Annotated in this window: 15 protein-coding genes and 2 CRISPR repeat arrays; of the genes, 12 read left to right on the top strand and 3 right to left on the bottom strand. The window is 66.1% G+C overall.

Annotation, left to right across the window (positions count from 1 at the left end; translation table 11 throughout):
- Positions 1-13: 13 nt before the first annotated feature.
- Together cmk and der are read left to right on the top strand one after the other, a co-directional pair.
- Complete coding sequence (gene cmk, locus NS1_RS36135; protein WP_062991904.1) at positions 14-718, top strand: (d)CMP kinase; 705 nt, start codon at positions 14-16, stop codon at positions 716-718.
- Entirely contained in the window at positions 715-2,130 is a 1,416-nt protein-coding gene (gene der, locus NS1_RS36140; protein ID WP_062991880.1) for a ribosome biogenesis GTPase Der, read from the top strand. Before cmk ends, der begins: the two co-directional genes overlap by 4 nt.
- Positions 2,131-2,181: 51 nt before the next feature.
- On the opposite strand, the gene NS1_RS36145 is transcribed toward der, so the two are convergent.
- Positions 2,182-2,778 (bottom strand): TetR/AcrR family transcriptional regulator, encoded by a 597-nt coding sequence (locus NS1_RS36145; protein ID WP_062991882.1) that lies wholly within the window; start codon positions 2,776-2,778, stop codon positions 2,182-2,184.
- A gap of 90 nt (positions 2,779-2,868) precedes the next feature.
- On the opposite strand from NS1_RS36145, the gene NS1_RS36150 reads away from it, so the two are divergent.
- Together NS1_RS36150 and NS1_RS36155 are read left to right on the top strand one after the other, a co-directional pair.
- On the top strand, positions 2,869-3,756 hold the full coding sequence (locus tag NS1_RS36150) for an alpha/beta fold hydrolase (protein ID WP_062991884.1): 888 nt from the start codon (positions 2,869-2,871) through the stop codon (positions 3,754-3,756).
- A gap of 178 nt (positions 3,757-3,934) precedes the next feature.
- On the top strand, positions 3,935-4,210 hold the full coding sequence (locus tag NS1_RS36155; protein ID WP_062991886.1) for a YggT family protein: 276 nt from the start codon (positions 3,935-3,937) through the stop codon (positions 4,208-4,210).
- On the opposite strand, the gene NS1_RS36160 is transcribed toward NS1_RS36155, so the two are convergent.
- Together NS1_RS36160 and NS1_RS40595 are read right to left on the bottom strand one after the other, a co-directional pair.
- On the bottom strand, positions 4,200-4,916 hold the full coding sequence (locus tag NS1_RS36160) for a helix-turn-helix transcriptional regulator (RefSeq protein ID WP_084504768.1): 717 nt from the start codon (positions 4,914-4,916) through the stop codon (positions 4,200-4,202). The two genes, NS1_RS36155 and NS1_RS36160, sit on opposite strands and share 11 nt — an antisense overlap.
- 170 nt (positions 4,917-5,086) lie before the next feature.
- Complete coding sequence (locus tag NS1_RS40595) at positions 5,087-5,734, bottom strand: hypothetical protein (protein ID WP_157125585.1); 648 nt, start codon at positions 5,732-5,734, stop codon at positions 5,087-5,089.
- Between the two features lie 100 nt (positions 5,735-5,834).
- Positions 5,835-7,059: a CRISPR direct-repeat array (repeat unit 29 nt; unit sequence GTTGGCCCCGCACCCGCGGGGATGGTCCG).
- Positions 7,060-7,554: 495 nt separating this feature from the next.
- On the opposite strand from NS1_RS40595, the gene NS1_RS36165 reads away from it, so the two are divergent.
- The 8 genes from NS1_RS36165 (at position 7,555) to cas2e (ending at position 16,900) form a co-directional block, all read left to right on the top strand.
- Positions 7,555-10,374 (top strand): CRISPR-associated helicase/endonuclease Cas3, encoded by a 2,820-nt coding sequence (locus NS1_RS36165; RefSeq protein ID WP_084504769.1) that lies wholly within the window; start codon positions 7,555-7,557, stop codon positions 10,372-10,374.
- A gap of 203 nt (positions 10,375-10,577) precedes the next feature.
- Positions 10,578-12,212 (top strand): type I-E CRISPR-associated protein Cse1/CasA, encoded by a 1,635-nt coding sequence (gene casA, locus NS1_RS36170; protein WP_169812875.1) that lies wholly within the window; start codon positions 10,578-10,580, stop codon positions 12,210-12,212.
- Positions 12,213-12,216: 4 nt separating this feature from the next.
- Positions 12,217-12,831: a type I-E CRISPR-associated protein Cse2/CasB gene (gene casB, locus NS1_RS36175; protein WP_062991890.1), complete on the top strand. Its 615-nt coding sequence runs from the start codon at positions 12,217-12,219 to the stop codon at positions 12,829-12,831.
- A gap of 53 nt (positions 12,832-12,884) precedes the next feature.
- Positions 12,885-14,009: a type I-E CRISPR-associated protein Cas7/Cse4/CasC gene (cas7e, locus tag NS1_RS36180; RefSeq protein ID WP_062991892.1), complete on the top strand. Its 1,125-nt coding sequence runs from the start codon at positions 12,885-12,887 to the stop codon at positions 14,007-14,009.
- A complete protein-coding gene (gene cas5e, locus NS1_RS36185) occupies positions 14,006-14,809 on the top strand; it encodes a type I-E CRISPR-associated protein Cas5/CasD (RefSeq protein ID WP_062991894.1) in 804 nt (267 codons plus the stop codon). The genes cas7e and cas5e overlap by 4 nt, the downstream gene beginning before the upstream one ends.
- A gap of 7 nt (positions 14,810-14,816) precedes the next feature.
- Positions 14,817-15,608 carry a type I-E CRISPR-associated protein Cas6/Cse3/CasE gene (gene cas6e, locus NS1_RS36190; protein WP_062991896.1) on the top strand — a complete coding sequence of 264 codons (792 nt, stop codon included), beginning with the start codon at positions 14,817-14,819 and terminating at the stop codon, positions 15,606-15,608.
- Between the two features lies 1 nt (position 15,609).
- On the top strand, positions 15,610-16,614 hold the full coding sequence (gene cas1e / locus NS1_RS36195; RefSeq protein WP_062991898.1) for a type I-E CRISPR-associated endonuclease Cas1e: 1,005 nt from the start codon (positions 15,610-15,612) through the stop codon (positions 16,612-16,614).
- 4 nt (positions 16,615-16,618) lie between these two features.
- Complete coding sequence (gene cas2e, locus NS1_RS36200) at positions 16,619-16,900, top strand: type I-E CRISPR-associated endoribonuclease Cas2e (protein WP_062991900.1); 282 nt, start codon at positions 16,619-16,621, stop codon at positions 16,898-16,900.
- A 134-nt stretch (positions 16,901-17,034) separates the two neighbouring features.
- Positions 17,035-20,723: direct repeats of the CRISPR family, unit length 28 nt; unit sequence GTCGGCCCCGCACCTGCGGGGATGGTCC.
- Positions 20,724-20,756: the final 33 nt, after the last annotated feature.

The following is a 20,756-nucleotide window of genomic DNA, read 5'->3' on the forward strand; positions in this document are numbered from 1 at the left end:
CGAGAGCGACCGGATGACCGGTGACGCGACGCTCATCGTCGCGATGGACGGCCCCTCCGGTACCGGCAAGTCCAGTGTGTCGCGTCGTCTGGCGGCGCGCCTGGGCGCCCGCTACCTCGACACCGGTGCCATGTACCGGGTCGCGACCCTGCGCGTGTTGCGTGCGGGCGTCGAGCTGACCGATGCGGCCGCGATCGCGGAAACCGTAGCGGCACTGCCGCTTTCGATCGGCACCGATCCCAGCCACGAGGTCGTCGAACTCGACGGCGAGGACGTCTCGCAGGAGATCCGCGGCGACGCCGTCACCAAGGCAGTCTCGGCGGTTTCCGCGGTGGGGCCGGTGCGCGAGCAGCTCGTGGCCCTGCAGCGCGAGATCGCCGCGATGGCGGGGCGCATCGTGGTCGAGGGCCGCGATATCGGCACCGTCGTGCTCACCGGCGCCGACGCCAAGATCTACCTCACCGCCTCCGCGGAGGCACGCGCCGAGCGGCGCAATGCTCAGAACATCCGCGAGGGCCGCGGCGACGATTACGCGGCCGTGCTGGCCGACGTGCAGCGCCGCGACACCCTCGATTCCACCCGCACAGTGTCGCCGTTGCGCCCCGCCGCCGACGCGGTGCTCGTCGACACCAGCGACCTGACGATGGCACAGACCATCGAGGAGCTGTATCGCGTGGTGGCTCAGCAGCTTTCGGCCACGACAGGAGGTCCGCGATGATCGAAGAGATTCTCGTAGGCGACGGAACCTGGACCGACGAGTCCGAATGGGACGTTCTCGATATCGATGCGGACGGCGAAGGCGAACAGCACATCGCGATGCCGACGCTCGCCGTGGTCGGGCGCCCCAATGTGGGCAAGTCGACCCTGGTCAACCGCATTCTCGGCCGACGCGAAGCGGTCGTCGAAGACGTTCCCGGCGTCACCCGTGACCGCATTTCGTACGAGGCCAACTGGGCCGGGCGTCGCTTCATGGTGCAGGACACCGGCGGTTGGGAACCCGACGCCAAGGGTCTGCAGCAGCACGTCGCTCGCCAGGCCGAGGTGGCGATGGAGACCGCCGACGCGATCCTGCTCGTCGTCGACGCCACCGTCGGCGCGACCACGACCGACGAGGCCGCGGTGCGCAAGCTGCGCCGCTCCAAGATCCCGGTGATCCTGGTGGCCAACAAGGTCGACGACCAGAAGGTCGAGCTCGAGGCGGCCACGCTGTGGTCGCTGGGTCTCGGCGAGCCGCGCATGGTCTCGGCCGCGCACGGCAGAGGCACCGGCGACCTGCTCGACGACGTGCTCGGCGCGTTGCCCGAGACCCCGCGCGAAGGTACCGCTGTGGCGGGACCGCGTCGCGTGGCGCTGGTCGGCAAGCCGAATGTCGGCAAGTCCAGCCTGCTCAACAAGCTGGCGGGCGACGAGCGTTCGGTGGTCCACGATGTCGCGGGCACCACCGTCGACCCGGTCGACTCGCTGGTCGAGCTGGGTGGCAAGACCTGGAAGTTCGTCGACACCGCCGGTCTGCGTCGCAAGGTCTCCAATGCCACCGGCACCGAGTTCTACGCGTCGCTGCGCACGAAGTCGGCGCTGGAGGCCTCCGAGGTCGCGATCATGCTGATCGACGCCTCGGTGCCGATCACCGAACAGGATCTGCGCGTGATCAGCCTGGTCGCCGAGTCCGGTCGCGCGCTGGTGCTGGCGTTCAACAAGTGGGACCTGGTCGACGAGGACCGCCGCTATATGCTCGAGCGCGAAATCGATCGCGATCTGGTGCGTGTGCCGTGGGCCCAGCGGGTCAACATCTCCGCCCACACCGGCCGCGCCGTGGCCAAGCTGGTGCCGCAGATGGAAACCGCGCTCGAGTCCTGGGACAAGCGCATCTCCACCGGCCGCCTCAACACCTGGCTCAAGGAAGTCATCGCGGCCACCCCGCCGCCGATGCGTGGCGGCCGTCAGCCCCGCGTCATGTTCGCCACCCAGGCGAGCACTCGCCCGCCGACGTTCGTGCTGTTCACCACCGGCTTCCTCGAGGCAGGCTACCGCCGCTTCATCGAGCGTCGCCTGCGTGAGGAGTTCGGTTTCGACGGTTCGCCGGTGCGCATCTCGGTGCGCGTGCGCGAGAAGAAGGAACGCAAGAAGTAGTTCGTGTGTCAGACGAGAGCCCCGGCGAATATCGCCGGGGCTCTTCGTTTTTCAGTCGCCGATCACGCGGTCCAACAGGTGGTCGACCAATTGTGTTGCACGCGAGGCGTAGTCGTCGTTGGTGAGCATTCCCTGTGCCAGCCCGCCGACCGCGAGCAGAGCCACCTCGGCATCGGCGATGAGCGTGTTCTCGTCGGCGTCGGGACCGCGCAGCTGCCGTAGTTGTCCCGCGATCGCGTCGACGATGTAGTTCGGTGCCCCCGCCGTATCGGCCGATGCCACATCGGGACCGGTGAGCGTCGCGGCGTGGAAGATGCCGAGAATCACGGCGTCGCATCGGCTGGATTCGTCGAGGGGCAGGACCGAGAGCAGGATCGTGCGGACGATATCGCGCGGACCGGCGTCCGGCCCGAGGGCCGCGAACCCCTGTGCCATCCGGGTGCCGGAATCCTCGACGACCGCGCGGTGTGTGGCGAGCAGGAACTCCCGTTTGGTGCCGAAGTAGTACTGCACCGACCGCACCGAGACCCCCGCTTCGGCGGCAACGGACTGGAAGGTCGCCGCTTCGAGCCCGCCCCGGACGATAACTCGCCGCGCAGCACTGGTGATCGATCTGCGCCGTTCTTCGTGATCGGCCAACCGTGGCATCGCGCCTCCTTCTGTCCCGGCAGGTTTTCATGGTACGCCCATACCACTGTTGTGGTACGTTGATATCACCAACGAGATGCAGGGGTGGTCATGGCCAAGATCGGGCGGTTCAAGAACGACAAGGCGCGCGAGGAGTACCTGCGGACCTATCGCGAACTGGAGAAGCAGTGGCGGATCCCGTCGACCACGGTCGACATCAGCACCTCCTTCGGATCGACTCGCGTTCGCAAAGCAGGTGCGGGAGAAGGGGTGCCGATCGTGCTGGTGCACTCACTCGGCGGCAACAGCCTGTCCTGGGACCACGTCATCGAGGATTTCGCTCGTGACCGCATCGTCTACATGCCTGAAATGATCGGCACTCCCGGTCTCAGTGTGCAGACCGCGCCGATCGACGAATCGAGCTTCGGTACCTGGTTCGGCGAGGTCCTCGACGGTCTCGGCGTCGACCGGGTTCATCTGGTCGGCTACTCACAGGGTGCGTGGCAGGTGATGGTCATCGCGACCACCCAGCAGAAGCGGCTGGCGAGTGTGAACGTGGTGGAGCCGAGCGGCACTTTGACGAAGATCAAATGGAGCCTGCTGTGGATGATGCTCCGCGTCGGAGCCCGGCCCACGGACAAGAACCTCCGCACGATGAACGCGCGGCTCAATCCCGGCGTCGCCCTGACCGATGCGGAATTCGCCGGGGTGAAGGCGGCTCTCGGGTACATCCCCACGATCGGCTACCCGAAGTTGTTCACCGACGAGCGACTGGCCACGATCACTACGCCGACCCTGGTGCTGATCGGGTCGGAGTCGTTGGTGATCGATCCGCAACTCGCCGAACAACGCCTGCGCGACAACCTGCCCACTTGCGAAATCGAGATCGTCCCCAGGGCGGGACACGGCCTCTTTCACCAGTTCCCGAAACTGGTCACTGCCCGCATTCTCGACTTCACCCGCCGCTACGAGTCGACGGACGTCCGCCACGGCGAGTAGTCGACGCCGCTCGCCGTTGCCGGTCAGATGCCACCACGCCGCGCCCGCGATCACCGCGAAGAACGTGACCGCGGGCCTGATAATCGGCTGAGAACTACCAGTTGGTGGACACCTTGGCAATGTCGGGCACGTTGATAGCGGTAAGAGGTCCTCTGCGGCCTCCGTGAGGGAGTGCGTCATGAGTCTTGTCGGAACCCTGGTCGGTTACGCGCTGACCATCTTCTTGGTGCTGTTGATCGCCCGGATGGTGGTGGACTGGATCGATGCCCTCGGCAACGGTCCACAGTGGGCGCGCAAGGCGCGGGAGGTGACCCATGCCGCCACCGAGCCGGTCATCGCCCCGGTGCGAAAAGTATTGAAGCCGATACGCATCGGCGACTTCTCCCTCGACCTGGCCTTCACCGCGGTATTCATCGCCGTCCTGATCGTGCGCGCGGTGGCTTTCAGCCTGTAGTCACCGTTGAGTGCCCGGGCGCGCGGTCTACGGACAGGCCGGCGAGCAGGACCAGAGACTGCTCGGCATCGGAGCCCGGCTCGGCGTGATAGACGACGAGCGTCCGCCCCGGCGCCCCGTTGACCGTGAACGTCTCGTAGGACAGCGCGAGCTCGCCCACCAGCGGATGGGTGAATCGCTTCTGCCCGGCGGTTTTCGCGCGGACGTCGTGCTTGGCCCAGAGGCGGCGGAAGTCCTCGCTCTTCAACGACAGTTCGCCGACCAGTTCCGTCAGGCGCGGGTCGTCGAGGTCGGTGCCCGCGCTGACCCGCAGCCCGGCCACGGTCTCCGCGGCGATCTTCGGCCAGTCCGGAAAAATGTTGCGTGCCTCGGGATCCAGGAACACCATTCTGACCTGATTGACTCCCGGCGCCGAACAGGAATTCAGCGCGACGGCCAGCGGCGTCGCGGCCAAGACATCCATATGCCGCCCGAGCACCAGCGCCGGCGTGTCCGACCAGGTGCGCATCAGACGCAGCAGGCTCGGCGTGACGCGTTCCGGTCGTCTCGTCGCGCGGGTGCGTCGCGGTGCCGGACGCGCCAACTCCCGCAGATGGGCGGCGCCGTCGTCGTCGAGAGAGAACACCCGGGCCAACGCCGCCACGATCTGATCGGACGGATGTCTGTCGCGACCTTGTTCGAGCCGGATGTAGTAATCGGCGCTCATCCCGATCAGTACAGTAATAGTTAATACTATTTGACCTGGGTAATTGCAGCAACCGTGGTGCTACGGATTTATAGCCTTCCGTGTGCTGGTGGGGTGGCATGCCCGAAGGCGTGCGGCAGCTTGTGTACGACCGCCTCCAACCTCGCCGATGCCGTCGTGGTGCGTGGTCATTAGCCCTTCGGCGCCCGCACGTTCCGTTCAGGGTGCAACCCACCACCCACCTCCATGGCACTGTCCCTGGTGACCACGTCGGCAGGCCAGTCGGTTGTCCGTCTGGCGGCGCGTGAAAGCCATTCGTAACTGACGATTCGGATGGTGACGTGGATATCGAGTTCGTCGGAGCATGGTGACCGGGAGCCAAACATAATCGCGGGTGCTGCCGCGGTAAGCAGGCTCGGGCGCAGTCGTCGCCAACCGCCGCGGAATGGCGGATTCTGCTTATTGCCGGAGATGCCCCCCGTGCGGGCCGTCTGGGCGTCAGGCACCGGCGACAGCAACGCGATATCGCCATCACGGATCATCACCACCTGCGCTCGCCAAAGCTGTGCCACGACAGCGGGGCACCGACCGGCGGATATCGGCCCGCGCCGAGAATTTCCACATTCCTGCGCGGGAGTGAGTGGCAATGAGACGGCGGTCGCGGGTGTTGCCAGTGCGGCGATACCCATTGCCTCGAATTCAATCTCGTTATCCCGCTGAGTCGAGGTGACGGTACGGGCGTCGGAAACCTGCAGAGCTTGTGCCGTCGGCGCAATCTTGAGAATGGTTCGCGGATCTGACTGGATCTGGTCTCGTCGGCATGAGGTGCTAGCTTCCACTGTCCCTTCGCCAGCTCGGATGGGTAGAAACGAAGTGAATGAAATCAGGGTGGGTCGCTCGTGAACTTGCAGGTGAAGAAGTGTTGGCCCCGCAACGTGCGTTGGCCCCGCACCCGCGGGGATGGTCCGGGGTCGACCTTGGCGGTTGTCGATCGGGAACGGTTGGCCCTGCACCCGCGGGGATGGTCCGTAGAACGCGCCGACTACGCGGTGCTGTGGCTGGTTCGCCCCGCACCCGCGGGGATGGTCCGCTGCGTAATTGGCTGCTCGGGTCGCTGGCGGTGTTGGCCCCGCACCCGCGGGGATGGTCCGTGGTCCGACGACCCGTCGAAACCGGGTGTGCCGTTGGCCCTGCACCCGCGGGGATGGTCCGCAGCGCTCCGGCGTGTTTTCGACCGCGAAGAAGTTGGCCCCGCACCCGCGGGGATGGTCCGAAGCACACCATCGTCTCGCTGGACACCCTGTAGTTGGCCCCGCACCCGCGGGGATGGTCCGTACATCGGCCGGTTGCTCATGGAACTGCTCAGGTTGGCCCCGCACCCGCGGGGATGGTCCGCCACCTTCGCTTTGATGGCCGCCCAAACCGTCGTTGGCCCCGCACCCGCGGGGATGGTCCGTGCTTCCAGCTCCGCGACACTGCGGCCCTGCAGTTGGCCCCGCACCCGCGGGGATGGTCCAACGATCCTCGACGTGATGGGCGCCATCGTCGTGTTGGCCCCGCACCCGCGGGGAAGGTCCGGGGGTGAACCTCAGTGTCGGCGTCCAGGTGGAGTTGGCCCCGCACCCGCAGGGATGGTCCCTTCTCGACCCGGCCGAGCTGGGCCGGATCATGGTTGGCCCCGCACCCGCGGGGATGGTCCGGTGATGTACGGCGGCCTCGCTGTCGGCGCCGGGTGGCCCCGCACCCGCGGGGATGGTCCGACCAACGAGTTGGTCGAGGCGATCGAGACCGGGTTGGCCCCGCACCCGCGGGGATGGTCCGTGGGTGAACTCCGCTCCCCTAATCGGCACGCGGTTGGCCCCGCACCCGCGGGGATGGTCCGTCGGTGACGGGTTGGCCCCGCACCCGCGAGGATGGTCCCAGGGCGGCGTTGTACAGCATCTGGTAGTGGTAGTTGGCGCCGCACCCGCGGGGATGGTCCTGGGGTACGAGGGTCGTGGCGAAACTGTGCGGTGTTGCCCCGCACCCGCGGGGATGGTCCGATCAAGAACGCCGGTCCAGAGGGTTCGATCGTGTTGGCCCCGCACCTGCGGGGATGGTCCGATGTAGGCATTACTGCGGACACCAAGGCCCACGTTGGCCCCGCACCTGCGGGGATGTTCCGACGAACGACTTGGTAGAGGCGATCGAGACCGGGTCCGCCCCGCACCCTGCGGGGATGGCCCGAACCGTCAGCAGAACAAGGAAGCGCCCCAGTCATCGGCCCCGCACACACGGGGATGGTCCGCACCACGACGCAATCGCGCCGCTCGATCATCCCTCGGCCCTGTATCCGCGGGGCTGGACCGGTGAAGACGGCGCGGGTGGCGAGCAGGATCAGGTCGGCCCCGCACGTGCGGGGATGGTTCCCAGATAGCGGACAAGTACCCGACTCAGCTCGCGTCGGACCGGGCCCCTCACCCGCAGGGATGGCCTGGCCGAACAGTGATACGGCCTCACCGTCTCGCCGGAGTTGTCGAGGCACGGTCGGCGCCGCCGCGAGCACGGTCTCGACTCCACCACCGGGATCACATGTGGTTTCCGTCTCCGCAACTGTGGTGATTGTGGCCAGGACTGTCGCGCGTGGGTTTATGTCGGTGGGTCCTCCTATTGTGCGGTTATGACGATTGCAGGGGAGAGGTTGGGGGACAACTGGTCTGGGCTGTCTGGGCAGGAGCAGGGCTGGTTGAGGTCGTTGTGGGGAAAGTCGGCCGGGCGTGCCGGTGGTACGACGAACTTGCTGTTGTCACATCTGCTCGATACTGCGGCGGTCGCTGAGTTAGTTTGGGATCGCTATCTGGCGGTCTCGATCCGGGACCGGGTTGCTGGGTTGGCTGGGGGTGTGGAGCAGGGGCGGCGGTTGTTCGTGTGGTTGTGTGGGGTGCACGATCTAGGGAAGGCAACGCCGGTTTTCCAGGCGGTGGACGGTGATGGTGCACGCGCGGTCCGGCAATCAGGGTTGGGGTGGGACGAGTTCACGGTGAAGGGGCAGCGGTGGCGCCACGAACTGGCCGGGGCGGCGGTGCTGAACGACGTGCTCGAAGACTCGGGTTGGTCTGCAGCCCAGCGTGATTGGGTTTGGCCGATGGTCGCCGGCCATCACGGGAAGTTCCCGACCTCGGGTGAGTTGCGGCCTCGTCGGCAGAAGCAGTTGCGCGGTACCGGCGACTGGCCGCGTGCTCAACGCTTGCTGCTGGAATGTTTCACCCAGGCGGTGGGTTTCACCGACCTCGCTGCAGTCGAGCCACTCCGAATGCCGAGTCGATCGCTACAACTGCAGTTGAGCGGGTTCATCGTGATGGCCGATTGGATCGCCAGTAACGAGGAGTTCTTCGTCGGTGTCGACCAGTTGAACGACATCACGATCGATGAGGCACGCGAGCGTGCTCGCAATGCCTGGGACAGGCTCGGTTTGGCCCGTGGTTGGGGTGTGATCGAGGAGCCTTCGGTGGAGGACTTCCGCGCGAGGTTCAATGCTTCGCCGAGGCCGTCGCAGCGTGTAGCGATCGAGTGCGCGGCGCGGATGGCGAGTCCGGGGCTGATGATCCTGGAAGCGCCGATGGGGGAGGGGAAGACGAAGACGGCGTTGATGTGCGCGGAGGTCTTCGCGGCCCGGTTCGGATTCGACGGGGTGTATGTGGGAATGCCCACCCAAGCGACGAGTGATCCGATGTTCACGACCGTGCGTGCGTGGGTGGAAGCGATCGACGAGAAGGCCGCACACCAGGTCGCGCTTCTGCACGGCAAGCGCCGGTTCAACAAGCAATGGCGACAGCTCACAACAGACGATCAGCGGGCGGACACGGCTTTCGCCAGCGTGGGCGAAGACGAGTTCGGGCTGGACGATCTCTACGGCACAGCAGAATTCGATCCCTGCACCTGTGATCGCCCGGAGCGGACGGTGCCGGCTGAGTGGTTTCTTGGTGCGAAGAGGGGACTGCTGGCGCCGTTCGTCGTCGGCACGATCGATCAGTTGTTGCTCGCGGCGACGCGAACCAAGCATGTGATGCTGCGGATGGCCGGTTTGGCGGGCAAGGTCGTGATCCTCGACGAAGTTCATGCCACCGATGTGTATATGTCAGAGTTTCTCGTCGAGGGGCTGCGCTGGTTGGGACAAGCTGGTGTCCCTGTCATTTTGCTGTCGGCAACGCTGCCGCCCGCGCAGCGCAGCCAGCTGTTGGATGCGTACCTCTCCGGAGCTGGCGATACGCAGCGAGTACCACCGCGGACCGGTGATCATCGCGGCTACCCGCGGGTGACGACTGCGTGGGTCGACTCCAAATCAGGGCCGGTCATCGAAGAAGCCACTGCTGACCCGTGGCGATCGGAGTCGCTGAAGGTAAAGGTCGAAGTCGCCGAAGAAGCAACGTCGATCGCTGATGTGCTGGCCGATCGGTTGACCGAGGGCGGATGCGTCCTGGTGATTCGCAATACCGTCGCCCGCGCGCAGCAGACCTACCGTGAACTGCGGTCGGTGTTCGGCGAGAGCGTGTTTTTGCTGCACGGGCAGATGAACGTGCGCCAGCGTGCCGAGGTCGCCGATGAATGCCTCGAACGGTTGGGGCCGAAAAAGGATGGGTGCCTGCGTGAATCGACCATCGTCGTGGCTACCCAGATCGCTGAACAGAGCTTCGATGTCGATGCGGACTTACTGATCACCGACCTGGTGTCGATGGATCTGCTGTTGCAGCGGATCGGTCGGATGCACCGCCACGACGGTGTTGTAAGACCGCCGCGTCTTCGCGAGCCGACAGTAGTGATCACCGGCTTCACACCGGACGGGGACGGTGTGCCGGAGTTCATCGCTGCCAGCGAAGCGATCTACGGGCGCTATCCACTGCTGCGCAGCGCCGCTGCGGTACTAGACGCGCGCGAAGGGTATTGGCAGATCCCGGCACAAGTGCCTGCGCTCGTCGCAGCGGCCTACGACTCGAATACTGCTGTCCCGGCGTCTTGGGAACCCGATGTCGCTGAGGCTCTGCTTGAGTGGCGCGACGAGCAACGACTTCGCGCAGCCATGGCCACGCGGTTCGTGTTGACGCGTCTGGGTGAGCATGCGCGGCCGACCTTGGAAGGTCTACATCGCGGCGCCGGGGACTACGTCCGTGATGAGGACGTGCGGGTGCGCGACGGTGAGGAAGGTATCGAAGTGATCCTGATTCGCCGCGACGAGCACGCCATCCGCTCGGAGAACAAGCACCGGCTGGGACCGCACGGTGAGGTCGCCGACGAAGTACTTGACCATGTCCTGGGCGGAACATTGCGGCTGCCACCGAAACTACGCCGAGCGGCCGAGAAAGGTTTGCGCCCGATGGACGGCTGGCGTGATCACCCGTGGCTGCGCTACAGCAGAGCACTCGAGCTCGATGGCGAGAGTCGTGGCCAGGTCGGTGATACATGGGTTCGCTACGACGACGAGCTCGGTCTGGTCATCGAGTGAAGTGGTGGCCTTCCCCGGTCGGGAAGACCACCACCCTTCACCCCGCGGCTGCGGGGCCGACATAGATCCCAGACATGACTGCGGACCATACCCGCTGAACGGACCGACAGGTTCGTTCCCAGTTTCGCATACACCTACAACCTCGTTGGCCTAATCTTCGGCCCGAGCATTAGACATGACTGATTATTGAGGGGAGATGGGGAGTGGATGCAGGAGATCTGATCTCGGCAGTTCCATTGGTGCCCAGCAGGTTCGACGACGGCACTGTTGTCGCTTTGCCGGTAGGGGAGGCGCTGCTAAACAGTCACCGCATCGTCGGCATCGACGTCGAGATCCCGACGATGCTGCCCGCGATCATGCGGCAGCTTTTGCTGGCGATCGTGCTGCACGCACTGGGATCGCCGGACTCGCGCGAACATTGGCAGCAGCGATTCGACCGCGGCCGCTTCAGTGAGAACGAAAACGGTGAACTCGAGCGGTACTTCACCAAACACTCCGACAGGTTCTCGGTGCTGCATCCGGTGCATCCGTTCGGTCAAGTCGCGGATCTGTGCACCGAGAAGGGCGAAACCAAGGGGACAGCGTTGCTCGTGGCGACAGCGCCATCGGGCAACAATGTGCCTTTGTTCGCCACCAGAACCGAAGCCGACGCACTGCGGCTGCCGCTCGATGCTGCGGTGCGGTGGATGCTGCATACCCAGTGTTGGGATACCGCCGCGATCAAGACCGGCGTTGTCGGTGACCCGAAAGCCAAGGGCGGCAAAACATCTGGCAACCACACCGGCCCGCTCGGGCAGCTCGGGGTGGTGATGCCGATCGGTCGCACCCTCTACGAGACGCTATTGCTCAACATTCCGATCGCGGTGTCAGGGCGTCTGGGAACCCCGCACTGGGATCGCGATCCGCTCGGACCTGGTTGGGACGTGCGTGAACCCGACGGGATCCTGGATCTGTGGACCTGGCAGTCACGACGAATCCGCCTGTTCCCCGAGAGCGTCGACTCCGGTGTCGTAGTCGAGCGAGTCATCGTGTCCGCGGGCGATCGACTCGGCGGCGGAGTGCCCGACTGGGAAACCCATACTGCCTGGCGAAAAGACAAGCCAGCCAAAGGTTCTACGAACGCACCGCTGAGGCCGCTGCGGCACATGGCGGGCAAGGCGGCGTGGCGCGGGCTGGACGCACTGCTGGCATTGGCGTCGTCGAACGAGTCGGTGCAGACCAGCGAGCTGCTCGATCAGCTCGCAGGCCTCGAGCAGACTCGTTGCATCGACGACAGCTATCCACTACGGGTGCATACCTACGGTGTCGTCTACGGCAACCAATCAGCGGTCATCGAGGATGTCCTGCACGACGTGATCCCGCTGCCGGTGGCATCGATGCGCGGCGAAGGTGAAGCCTATGACTTGATCGTTGACGCAGCCGTCCAAGCCGAGCAACTGGTCAACGCCATCAATCGACTCTCCGCTGACCTGCGCCGCGCGCTGGGGGCCGAACCGATCCCTTGGGACAAAGGAATGCGTCCAGGCGAGCAGTTGCTCGTCGCACTCGACCCGCTGGTACGACGACTACTCGCGGGAGTCTCCGCTGATTCCGGCGACGAGGACAAACTCGCCCGAGGATTACAGGCATGGGAACTCATGGCCTATGACGCCGTACACCGTTGCGCCGCACCACTGTTCGCGCTACCGGCGGCAGCGTTCACCGGCCGCACCATCAAATCAGGGACCAAAGAGCAGCACTTCAAGCTGGGACTGGCAGCCAACTCTTTCTATGGCGCGGTCAACAAGATTCTGGCCAGGGCGGTCGCAGCGCGGGCTCCCCGAGACGACAAGGAATAGCTGGATGGCCAAGCACTACGAGAACAAGTTCGCAGGTAACACCACCCGTCGAGGGCGCTACTGGAACCGGTTCATCGACTGCGCATCGGGGGAATGGACCAAAACGTTGCCCCCCGGTGAGGATCTGGCCGCCTTACGCGCTGGTCTAGGCCGGGATGCGTTGACGGTGCCGAAGATGTGGCCGTACTACACCGTCATGCCCGATGGAGACAGCGATCTGGAACGCCACGGCAGATCCACGACACACCAAAACGCTGAGCACGCCGCTCTGGCACTGTTCGGGGCCCACCAACAATCCAAGCGCACCCTGATGCACCGCCCCGGCGCCGGGCTCGGCAGCGCGCTGCGCGTCCTGAGCGCACACGACAAGTCCAGCAGTAGCGACGCCGTCGATAGACGGGTAGCAGCGCTGGTGGCGTCGAGCTCGGTCCCGACATTGACCTACCGGCTGCGTGGACTCGTGATTCAGCTACGCGATATCGAACAACCCCTCGACTACGACCGGTTGTTCCACGAGATCGAACAATGGCACTGGCCCGACGGGCGCCAACGCGTGCGCACCGGATGGGCGCAAGGCTACCAGCGCTGGGAAAAAAGCGCAGACACCACCACTGACTAACTGGTCAGAAACCGTTCACCACCAACTTTTTTCGAGAAGGGGTCTCTACAGCCATGGGTATCTACATCGACATCAACATCTTGCAGACCGTGCCACCAGCGAACCTCAACCGCGACGACCAGGGCAACCCGAAGGAAGCCATCTACGGCGGAGTCCGCCGATCACGGGTGTCGTCGCAGGCATGGAAGCGAGCCGCGCGCGTGCGCTTCGCGGACCGCGTACCCGACCACGATCTGGGCACCAGAACCCGACGCGTGGCCGGCGAACTGGCCAAACGACTGGTCGATCGCACCGAACTCAACCAGGAGCAGGCCGAGCGACTGGCCGGGGCGGCACTCGCACCGGTGGGCATCAGCGCCGGAAAGAAGGCCGGGGCGACCGCGTACCTGCTGTTCGTCGGCAACGGCCAACTCGACGCCGTGATCGACCTGATCGCCGAAAACGCCACCGAACTCGTTGGTCTCGACGATGCCGCACTGGCCGAGCAGATGAAAAAGCTGCCGGTCGCCGAGCAGTTCCGTGACAACCACCCCCTCGACGTCGCCCTGTTCGGGCGCATGGTCGCCGACATCCCCTCCCTCAACGTTGACGCCGCCGTCCAGGTCGCCCACGCCTTGTCGACCCACGCCGTCGAAGCCGAATTCGACTACTTCACCGCCGTCGACGACACCAACGAAAAAGACGACCCCGGTGCCGGAATGATCGGCACCATCGGCTTCAACTCCGCCACCCTCTACCGCTACGCCACGATCGGGCTCGATCAGCTGCGCCACAACCTCGGCGAAACCGACGCCGTCCTCGAAGCCGTCGACGTCTTCGTCGACAGCTTCGCCCGCTCCATGCCCACCGGCCACACCAACAGCTTCGCCCACCGCACCCTGCCGTCACTGGTGGCGATCACTGTCCGCGACGACCAGCCGGTCAACCTCGTCTCAGCCTTCGAGAAACCGATTACCTCACTGCAGGGCGGCATCGCTGAACTCTCGGCACTCAAACTGGCTGCCGAGCAGCACCGCACGACCGAGATGTGGGGCGACAAGCCGTCCCACGCCGCCATCACTCACGCCTTCGGCGCCGACACAGACAAGGCACTGACCGAGGTGTTCGGCAGCGCGCTCACCTTCGACGAACTCCGGCAAGGACTGCGAAACCACTTGCAGGAGCAGCTGACCCGATGACCAATACCACCACCGACTCGGTGCTGCTGCTACGACTGGCCGGTCCGCTGCAATCCTGGGGCGAGGCCAGTCGGTTCAACCGCCGCGACACCCGCCCCGAACCCACGAAGTCCGGTGTCGTCGGACTCTTGGCGGCGGCACTGGGCCTTGACCGCGGCGCCGACCTTTCCGCGCTGACCGACCTGACCATGGGGGTACGCACAGATCAACCGGGCACCCTGCTGCGCGACTATCACACCGTGGCCGACTATCGCGGCGTGCCGCTCAAACAGGCCGGAGTCAACGCCAAAGGAATCCAAAAGCCTACCGGCCCAGCAAAATACACCCACATCACCCATCGCTACTACCTCCAGGACGCAGTCTTCCTGGTCGGACTAGCAGGTGATGCAGACCTGATCGGTCGCCTCGCCGCCGCAGTGCGCCGCCCTGCCTACGCGTTGGCGCTGGGTCGGCGCAGCTGCCCACCCACCCAGCCCGTACTCGCCGGCACCGACACCACGGCGCTGCTGAACGCCCTCGCCGATCATCCGTGGTTGGCCAGCGACATCGGCCGCACACGGTTTCTGCGTGGCGCCAAACCAAGCGTTGTCGATCTCCCGGTCACCGTCGATGACGATCACGGCACTGATACCCGCAACGACGTCCCCATCTCCTTCGGTCTGAGGGAGCGGCAATTTCGTCAACGCCGCATCCGCCACACCACGGTGCGAGTTCCGTCCGGTATCGCCGACCCCGATCCCAGCACCGACGACAACCCATCCCTTGTCGGGCACGACCCGTTCTCACTCCTGGACTGGTGAAACACCCATGACCTACCTCTCACGCATCCGCATCAACCCGCTGCGCGCGGAAAGCCGCAAGCTGCTGGGCAACCCCCGCGCGATGCGCAGCGTCGTCCTGCACGGGGTCCCCGGTGAAGCGACCAACGAACGGATCCTGTGGCGCCTCGATGCCGACAACCCCCACCGACCGTGGCTATACGCACTGACACACACCAAACCCGACTGGACGCACCTGATCGAAACCGCCGGATGGCCCACCGCAGAAGGCGAGCACGCCCACGTCGCCGACTACCAACCCCTGCTCGACAGGCTCCGCACCGGCGACCGCTACGCCTTCCGCGTGACCGCCAGCCCGGTCCAGAACACCAAGAAACCGGTCAAACTCACCACGGCCCAAAAGGATCGGGCACCAGCTCTCGAAGCAGCTGCCGAGTCTCAAGGGCGCCGGCCGCGTTCGCTACGACTCGGACACCGCACCTCGGCCGCACAGCTGAGCTGGTTCCTGAACCGGACACAGAAGTGGGGGTTCAAGATTCCGTCGACCGAGATCGAACCCCAAATCCCCGGAATCGAACCCGACGACATAACCACCGCACCCGAGGTCGTTGTCCGTGGCCGAGAGCGACTGAGCTTCGGGCGCACCGACCCCAATACTCACGGCACAAGGCATCCGGTGACTATCAACTCCGCGACTTTTGAAGGCCACCTCGAGATCACCGACGCCGAACTCTTCACCACCACCCTGCTAGCCGGGATCGGGCCGTCGAAGGCCTACGGGTGTGGGCTGATCACCTTGGCACCACTGCCTGTCTCCTGAGATGGCCGATATCTGGTGGAAAGCCCACCCGCACGACCTACACCGTCTGCAGGACCGGATATCGACGGTGTATGTCGAACGCTCGCACATCGACCGCGACGAGAACGCGGTCGTGGTGATCAACAAGAAGGAAACAGTCCGTGTCCCAGCAGCGTTGGTCGCGGCCATGCTGCTGGGCCCCGGCACACGCATCACCCATGCCGCAGTCGGACTGCTCGCTGACTCCGGCACAACGGTCTGCTGGATCGGCCAGCAAGGTGTGCGCATGTACGCCGCAGGCATGGGCCCTTCACGTGGGACAGGGTTGCTGACACAACAGGCCTATCTGGTTACCCGCCCCAAAGAACGCCTCAAAGTCGCCCGCGCCATGTACAGCATGCGGTTTCCTGGAGAAGATGTCGGTGAACTGACGATGCAGCAGCTACGCGGTCGCGAAGGCACCCGCGTACGCCGGATCTACCGCGAGCACGCCGCCCGGACCGGAGTCGAATGGCACGGAAGAAAATACGTCGCCGGGGACGCCCATGCTGCCGGTGACGACCTTAACCGGGTCCTGTCGGCAGCCAACGCCGCACTGTATGGAATCTGCCACGCCGTCATCACGGGCTTGGGCGCGTCCCCGGGCCTCGGTTTCGTCCATACAGGTTCAGCGTTGTCGTTCGTTCTCGACATCGCTGACCTCTACAAAGCCGAATACAGCATCCCGTTGGCGTTCGACCTCATTGCCGACGATCTGACCGAGGAACGCGACGCACGCTTGGGCCTGAGAGACCTCATCGCGCAACGACGCCTACTTGTACGAATCGTCGACGATGTCCGCACCCTGCTCCATGTTCCGAAAACCGCGGTCGAAGCCAGCGGACCACAATTGTGGGACGGCTCCGACGGTGTCGTCGAGGGCGGCACCAATTGGGCTGCACGAGAAGCTGACTTGGTTCAGCCCGGATTCGGCGATCAACACGTCACTGTCATCGGTCCCGAGGTCGAAACGCAAACTGAATGGTGAGCCCATGACCGTCATTGTTTTGATCGCTGTTGCACCAGGTCTGCGTGGCCATCTCACTCGGTGGATGGTCGAGGTCAACGCGGGTGTGTTCGTCGGCAATCCGAACCGCCGCATTCGTGATCGTCTCTGGGAGTTGCTCGCCGATCGAGTCGGCGATGGACAGGCGATCATGATCGAGCGTGCGACGAATGAACAAGGCTGGACTGTACGTACCGCGGGTCGGGACCGGTGGCGACCTGTCGACTTCGATGGGCTGATTCTCTCGGCCAGACGACGACAGTCATGAAATTGGATAGGCCAGGTCAGTACTGGCTGAGCGAGGCCCACTCATTGATTCCAGTGTCGGGCGGTGACTGTCACCGGCAAATCGAAGTGAATGAAAATGGTCCATATCGCACGGAAAACTGCAGGTGAAGAAGTGTCGGCCCCGCACCTGCGGGGATGGTCCGACACTCAGTTGTCGCTGACCGAAGCCGCCGCCGTCGGCCCCGCACCTGCGGGGATGGTCCGCCGCGGATGAACTCGACGACGAGGTATGGACCGTCGGCCCCGCACCTGCGGGGATGGTCCGATCTGCGCCATACGGCCTACCTTCCTCCGGTCGTCGGCCCCGCACCTGCGGGGATGGTCCGTGATGGCGCGGCACGCGCGCCCCGAGGACCCGGTCGGCCCCGCACCTGCGGGGATGGTCCGGACTCGACCGCGCGCAAGGGCAACCCCGCACAGTCGGCCCCGCACCTGCGGGGATGGTCCTCTCATGCGACACGGCCTTTCACCTTCGCCGGAGTCGGCCCCGCACCTGCGGGGATGGTCCTACCACGTGCTCTACGTGAATACTCGCACGGGAGTCGGCCCCGCACCTGCGGGGATGGTCCTTGGCTATTGCATCGCTCCCGGAATACCACGTGGTCGGCCCCGCACCTGCGGGGATGGTCCTGGTCCTTCCGTCGAGGACGAGATCGTGCGCGAGTCGGCCCCGCACCTGCGGGGATGGTCCGATGGCCTAGGCGAGGGCCGACGTATCCCGCCCGTCGGCCCCGCACCTGCGGGGATGGTCCACAAGGTGCTCCACCTCGGGCGAGTCATCGGCCGTCGGCCCCGCACCTGCGGGGATGGTCCCTCTGAAAGGTCGATTCCCCATGCCCAACATCGGTCGGCCCCGCACCTGCGGGGATGGTCCGCACGGCGCAAACAACCTGTTCGAATGGATCTCGTCGGCCCCGCACCTGCGGGGATGGTCCTGGTCTCGCGGGTCTCAGGGTCGGGTATCGCCCGTCGGCCCCGCACCTGCGGGGATGGTCCTGGCCTCTTCGCGCATGTCCTTGGCCATCGCGTGTCGGCCCCGCACCTGCGGGGATGGTCCTCCGGGCACGTTCACCGCCAGCGCTGCCACCAGGTCGGCCCCGCACCTGCGGGGATGGTCCTCAGGTTGGTGTCGGCGCGGTACCGGTACCGGTGTCGGCCCCGCACCTGCGGGGATGGTCCTGAGGCGCCGGGCAGTCGCAGCGCGTCCAGGATGTCGGCCCCGCACCTGCGGGGATGGTCCGGCCAGCACCGTCTAGCCGAGGTCGGCCAGCGAGTCGGCCCCGCACCTGCGGGGATGGTCCTACCCGCACATCTTCGCGAGCGGCACAGTTGCCGTCGGCCCCGCACCTGCGGGGATGGTCCGGCGCAGCGCGACCGCTACCGGTCCTACATGCGGTCGGCCCCGCACCTGCGGGGATGGTCCGTTGCCGCCCGCAATGTCGTTGGCGCCCTGGAAGTCCGCCCCGCACCTGCGGGGATGGTCCCCGATCCAACTGCTTTCCGATAGTCACGAGTTAGTCGGCCCCGCACCTGCGGGGATGGTCCGTCCGGCCTGCTCTGGTCGATCGTCGCCGGGCTCGTCGGCCCCGCACCTGCGGGGATGGTCCGTTGAGGTCGCGTGCCGCTTTCTGGGCATCCTTGTCGGCCCCGCACCTGCGGGGATGGTCCGGCTGCGGCTGGCCCACACTGCCGGCGGAGCGGGTCGGCCCCGCACCTGCGGGGATGGTCCTTGATCGTCGATGTGCTGCTGGGCGCAGGATTGGTCGGCCCCGCACCTGCGGGGATGGTCCGTCACCATCAGCTCCAACGGCGAATTCAGCGACGTCGGCCCCGCACCTGCGGGGATGGTCCTTCTTGGCGTGTCGGTCGGCGCGAATCATGCTGGTCGGCCCCGCACCTGCGGGGATGGTCCGTCCCCGGCCCGGACCGAACGTGCGATGTGGGCGTCGGCCCCGCACCTGCGGGGATGGTCCGTCAGCATCGACGGGGCGCTGATCGACTCCTCCGTCGGCCCCGCACCTGCGGGGATGGTCCGTCGATCGCCAACCCGCCGAGCCCGAACACAACGTCGGCCCCGCACCTGCGGGGATGGTCCGTGGACGATCACCCGCGGCGAGTGGATCCTCCCGTCGGCCCCGCACCTGCGGGGATGGTCCTCGGCATCGTAGAACTTGATGCCGGACAGCCGGGTCGGCCCCGCACCTGCGGGGATGGTCCGCTGGACGACCAGCTGCGCAACGCGCGCGAGGAGTCGGCCCCGCACCTGCGGGGATGGTCCGCGAGTCGTCAAGGTGCTGCGCGCGATCTGGAAGTCGGCCCCGCACCTGCGGGGATGGTCCGCCCGGCACCCCGGCCCCGGAACCGGCCCGGCCGTCGGCCCCGCACCTGCAGGGATGGTCCGCCATTCGGCAGATCCACACGCGCCACGGTGGTGTCGGCCCCGCACCTGCGGGGATGGTCCGGTGCGGATGGTCGACCTCGAACCGCGGCACATGTCGGCCCCGCACCTGCGGGGATGGTCCTGCGTCGAGTGTCGTCTTCAGCACGCAAGCATCGTCGGCCCCGCACCTGCGGGGATAGTCCTCCTCCGGCACCTGACCTCCAGCAGTACCTGGGGTCGGCCCCGCACCTGCGGGGATGGTCCGGCCGCGCAGGCTGCGACCGAGGATGTGACCCGGTCGGCCCCGCACCTGCGGGGATGGTCCTGATCCACCCCGAGAGTGACCCGAGCGGCGGGGGTCGGCCCCGCACCTGCGGGGATGGTCCGCCAGGGGCGCCGGGCGCGATCGGGTAGGCGAGGTCGGCCCCGCACCTGCGGGGATGGTCCGACCCGCGCCGTGAAATGGGTCGAGCGCCTGCGGTCGGCCCCGCACCTGCGGGGATGGTCCTCGCTACGCCATCCCCGGCACACCTCTTCCACCGTCGGCCCCGCACCTGCGGGGATGGTCCGTTGCTGGTGAGCTACCAGGACGGGCTGCGCATGTCGGCCCCGCACCTGCGGGGATGGTCCGGCGATGGCCAAGCTCAGCCCGAATGCGAAGGAGTCGGCCCCGCACCTGCGGGGATGGTCCGAGGAGGAGACGTGCCACCCCGGACGATCTGGAGTCGGCCCCGCACCTGCGGGGATGGTCCGATCCCGATCGAGTCGAAACGCGCGATCACACCGTCGGCCCCGCACCTGCGGGGATGGTCCCTGCGTCGCGCTCGCGGCCGCCTCAACTGAGCTGTCGGCCCCGCACCTGCGGGGATGGTCCCAGCATCCTCGGCGTCGAACGCACCGGTATCTAGTCGGCCCCGCACCTGCGGGGATGGTCCTGGCCGACGCTCGGCGACATCGGCGAAGCCTGGGTCGGCCCCGCACCTGCGGGGATGGTCCGAAGCCGAGGATTTCGGGTTTGTGGGTGCTGACGTCGGCCCCGCACCTGCGGGGATGGTCCGTGCGTGAGCTTCTGGCCGGTGAGGTGTCGATCGTCGGCCCCGCACCTGCGGGGATGGTCCGAACAACCCGGTCAGCAGGTCTTTGCCCTCGGGGTCGGCCCCGCACCTGCGGGGATGGTCCCCGCCGCTACTGACGACCCGACCCCGGACGTCGGTCGGCCCCGCACCTGCGGGGATGGTCCCCCACGATCGGGCACGCGGATTCGCTGCGCGACGTCGGCCCCGCACCTGCGGGGATGGTCCGAAGACCGTCGATACCCTCAAAGGCTTTGGCCCGTCGGCCCCGCACCTGCGGGGATGGTCCGCCCTCACGACGCTGTCCAACATCGGCGTCCACGTCGGCCCCGCACCTGCGGGGATGGTCCGCGACATGCCGCCACTGTGGCTGCCTAACCCGC

The sequence above is a fragment of the Nocardia salmonicida NBRC 13393 genome (genome assembly GCF_001613085.1).
GTDB classification, from domain to species: domain Bacteria; phylum Actinomycetota; class Actinomycetes; order Mycobacteriales; family Mycobacteriaceae; genus Nocardia; species Nocardia salmonicida.

Excerpts from the sequence above, each read along its gene's own strand:
- NS1_RS36160 (WP_084504768.1), bottom strand. The coding sequence starts at position 4,916 with ATGAGCGCCGATTACTACATCCGGCTCGAACAAGGTCGCGACAGACAT.
- casB (WP_062991890.1), top strand. The coding sequence starts at position 12,217 with ATGGCCAAGCACTACGAGAACAAGTTCGCAGGTAACACCACCCGTCGA.
- cas1e (WP_062991898.1), top strand. The coding sequence starts at position 15,610 with ATGGCCGATATCTGGTGGAAAGCCCACCCGCACGACCTACACCGTCTG.
- der (WP_062991880.1), top strand. The coding sequence starts at position 715 with ATGATCGAAGAGATTCTCGTAGGCGACGGAACCTGGACCGACGAGTCC.
- cas5e (WP_062991894.1), top strand. The coding sequence starts at position 14,006 with ATGACCAATACCACCACCGACTCGGTGCTGCTGCTACGACTGGCCGGT.
- NS1_RS36145 (WP_062991882.1), bottom strand. The coding sequence starts at position 2,778 with ATGCCACGGTTGGCCGATCACGAAGAACGGCGCAGATCGATCACCAGT.
- NS1_RS36155 (WP_062991886.1), top strand. The coding sequence starts at position 3,935 with ATGAGTCTTGTCGGAACCCTGGTCGGTTACGCGCTGACCATCTTCTTG.
- cas6e (WP_062991896.1), top strand. The coding sequence starts at position 14,817 with ATGACCTACCTCTCACGCATCCGCATCAACCCGCTGCGCGCGGAAAGC.
- NS1_RS36165 (WP_084504769.1), top strand. The coding sequence starts at position 7,555 with ATGACGATTGCAGGGGAGAGGTTGGGGGACAACTGGTCTGGGCTGTCT.
- cmk (WP_062991904.1), top strand. The coding sequence starts at position 14 with ATGACCGGTGACGCGACGCTCATCGTCGCGATGGACGGCCCCTCCGGT.
- cas7e (WP_062991892.1), top strand. The coding sequence starts at position 12,885 with ATGGGTATCTACATCGACATCAACATCTTGCAGACCGTGCCACCAGCG.
- NS1_RS36150 (WP_062991884.1), top strand. The coding sequence starts at position 2,869 with ATGGCCAAGATCGGGCGGTTCAAGAACGACAAGGCGCGCGAGGAGTAC.
- cas2e (WP_062991900.1), top strand. The coding sequence starts at position 16,619 with ATGACCGTCATTGTTTTGATCGCTGTTGCACCAGGTCTGCGTGGCCAT.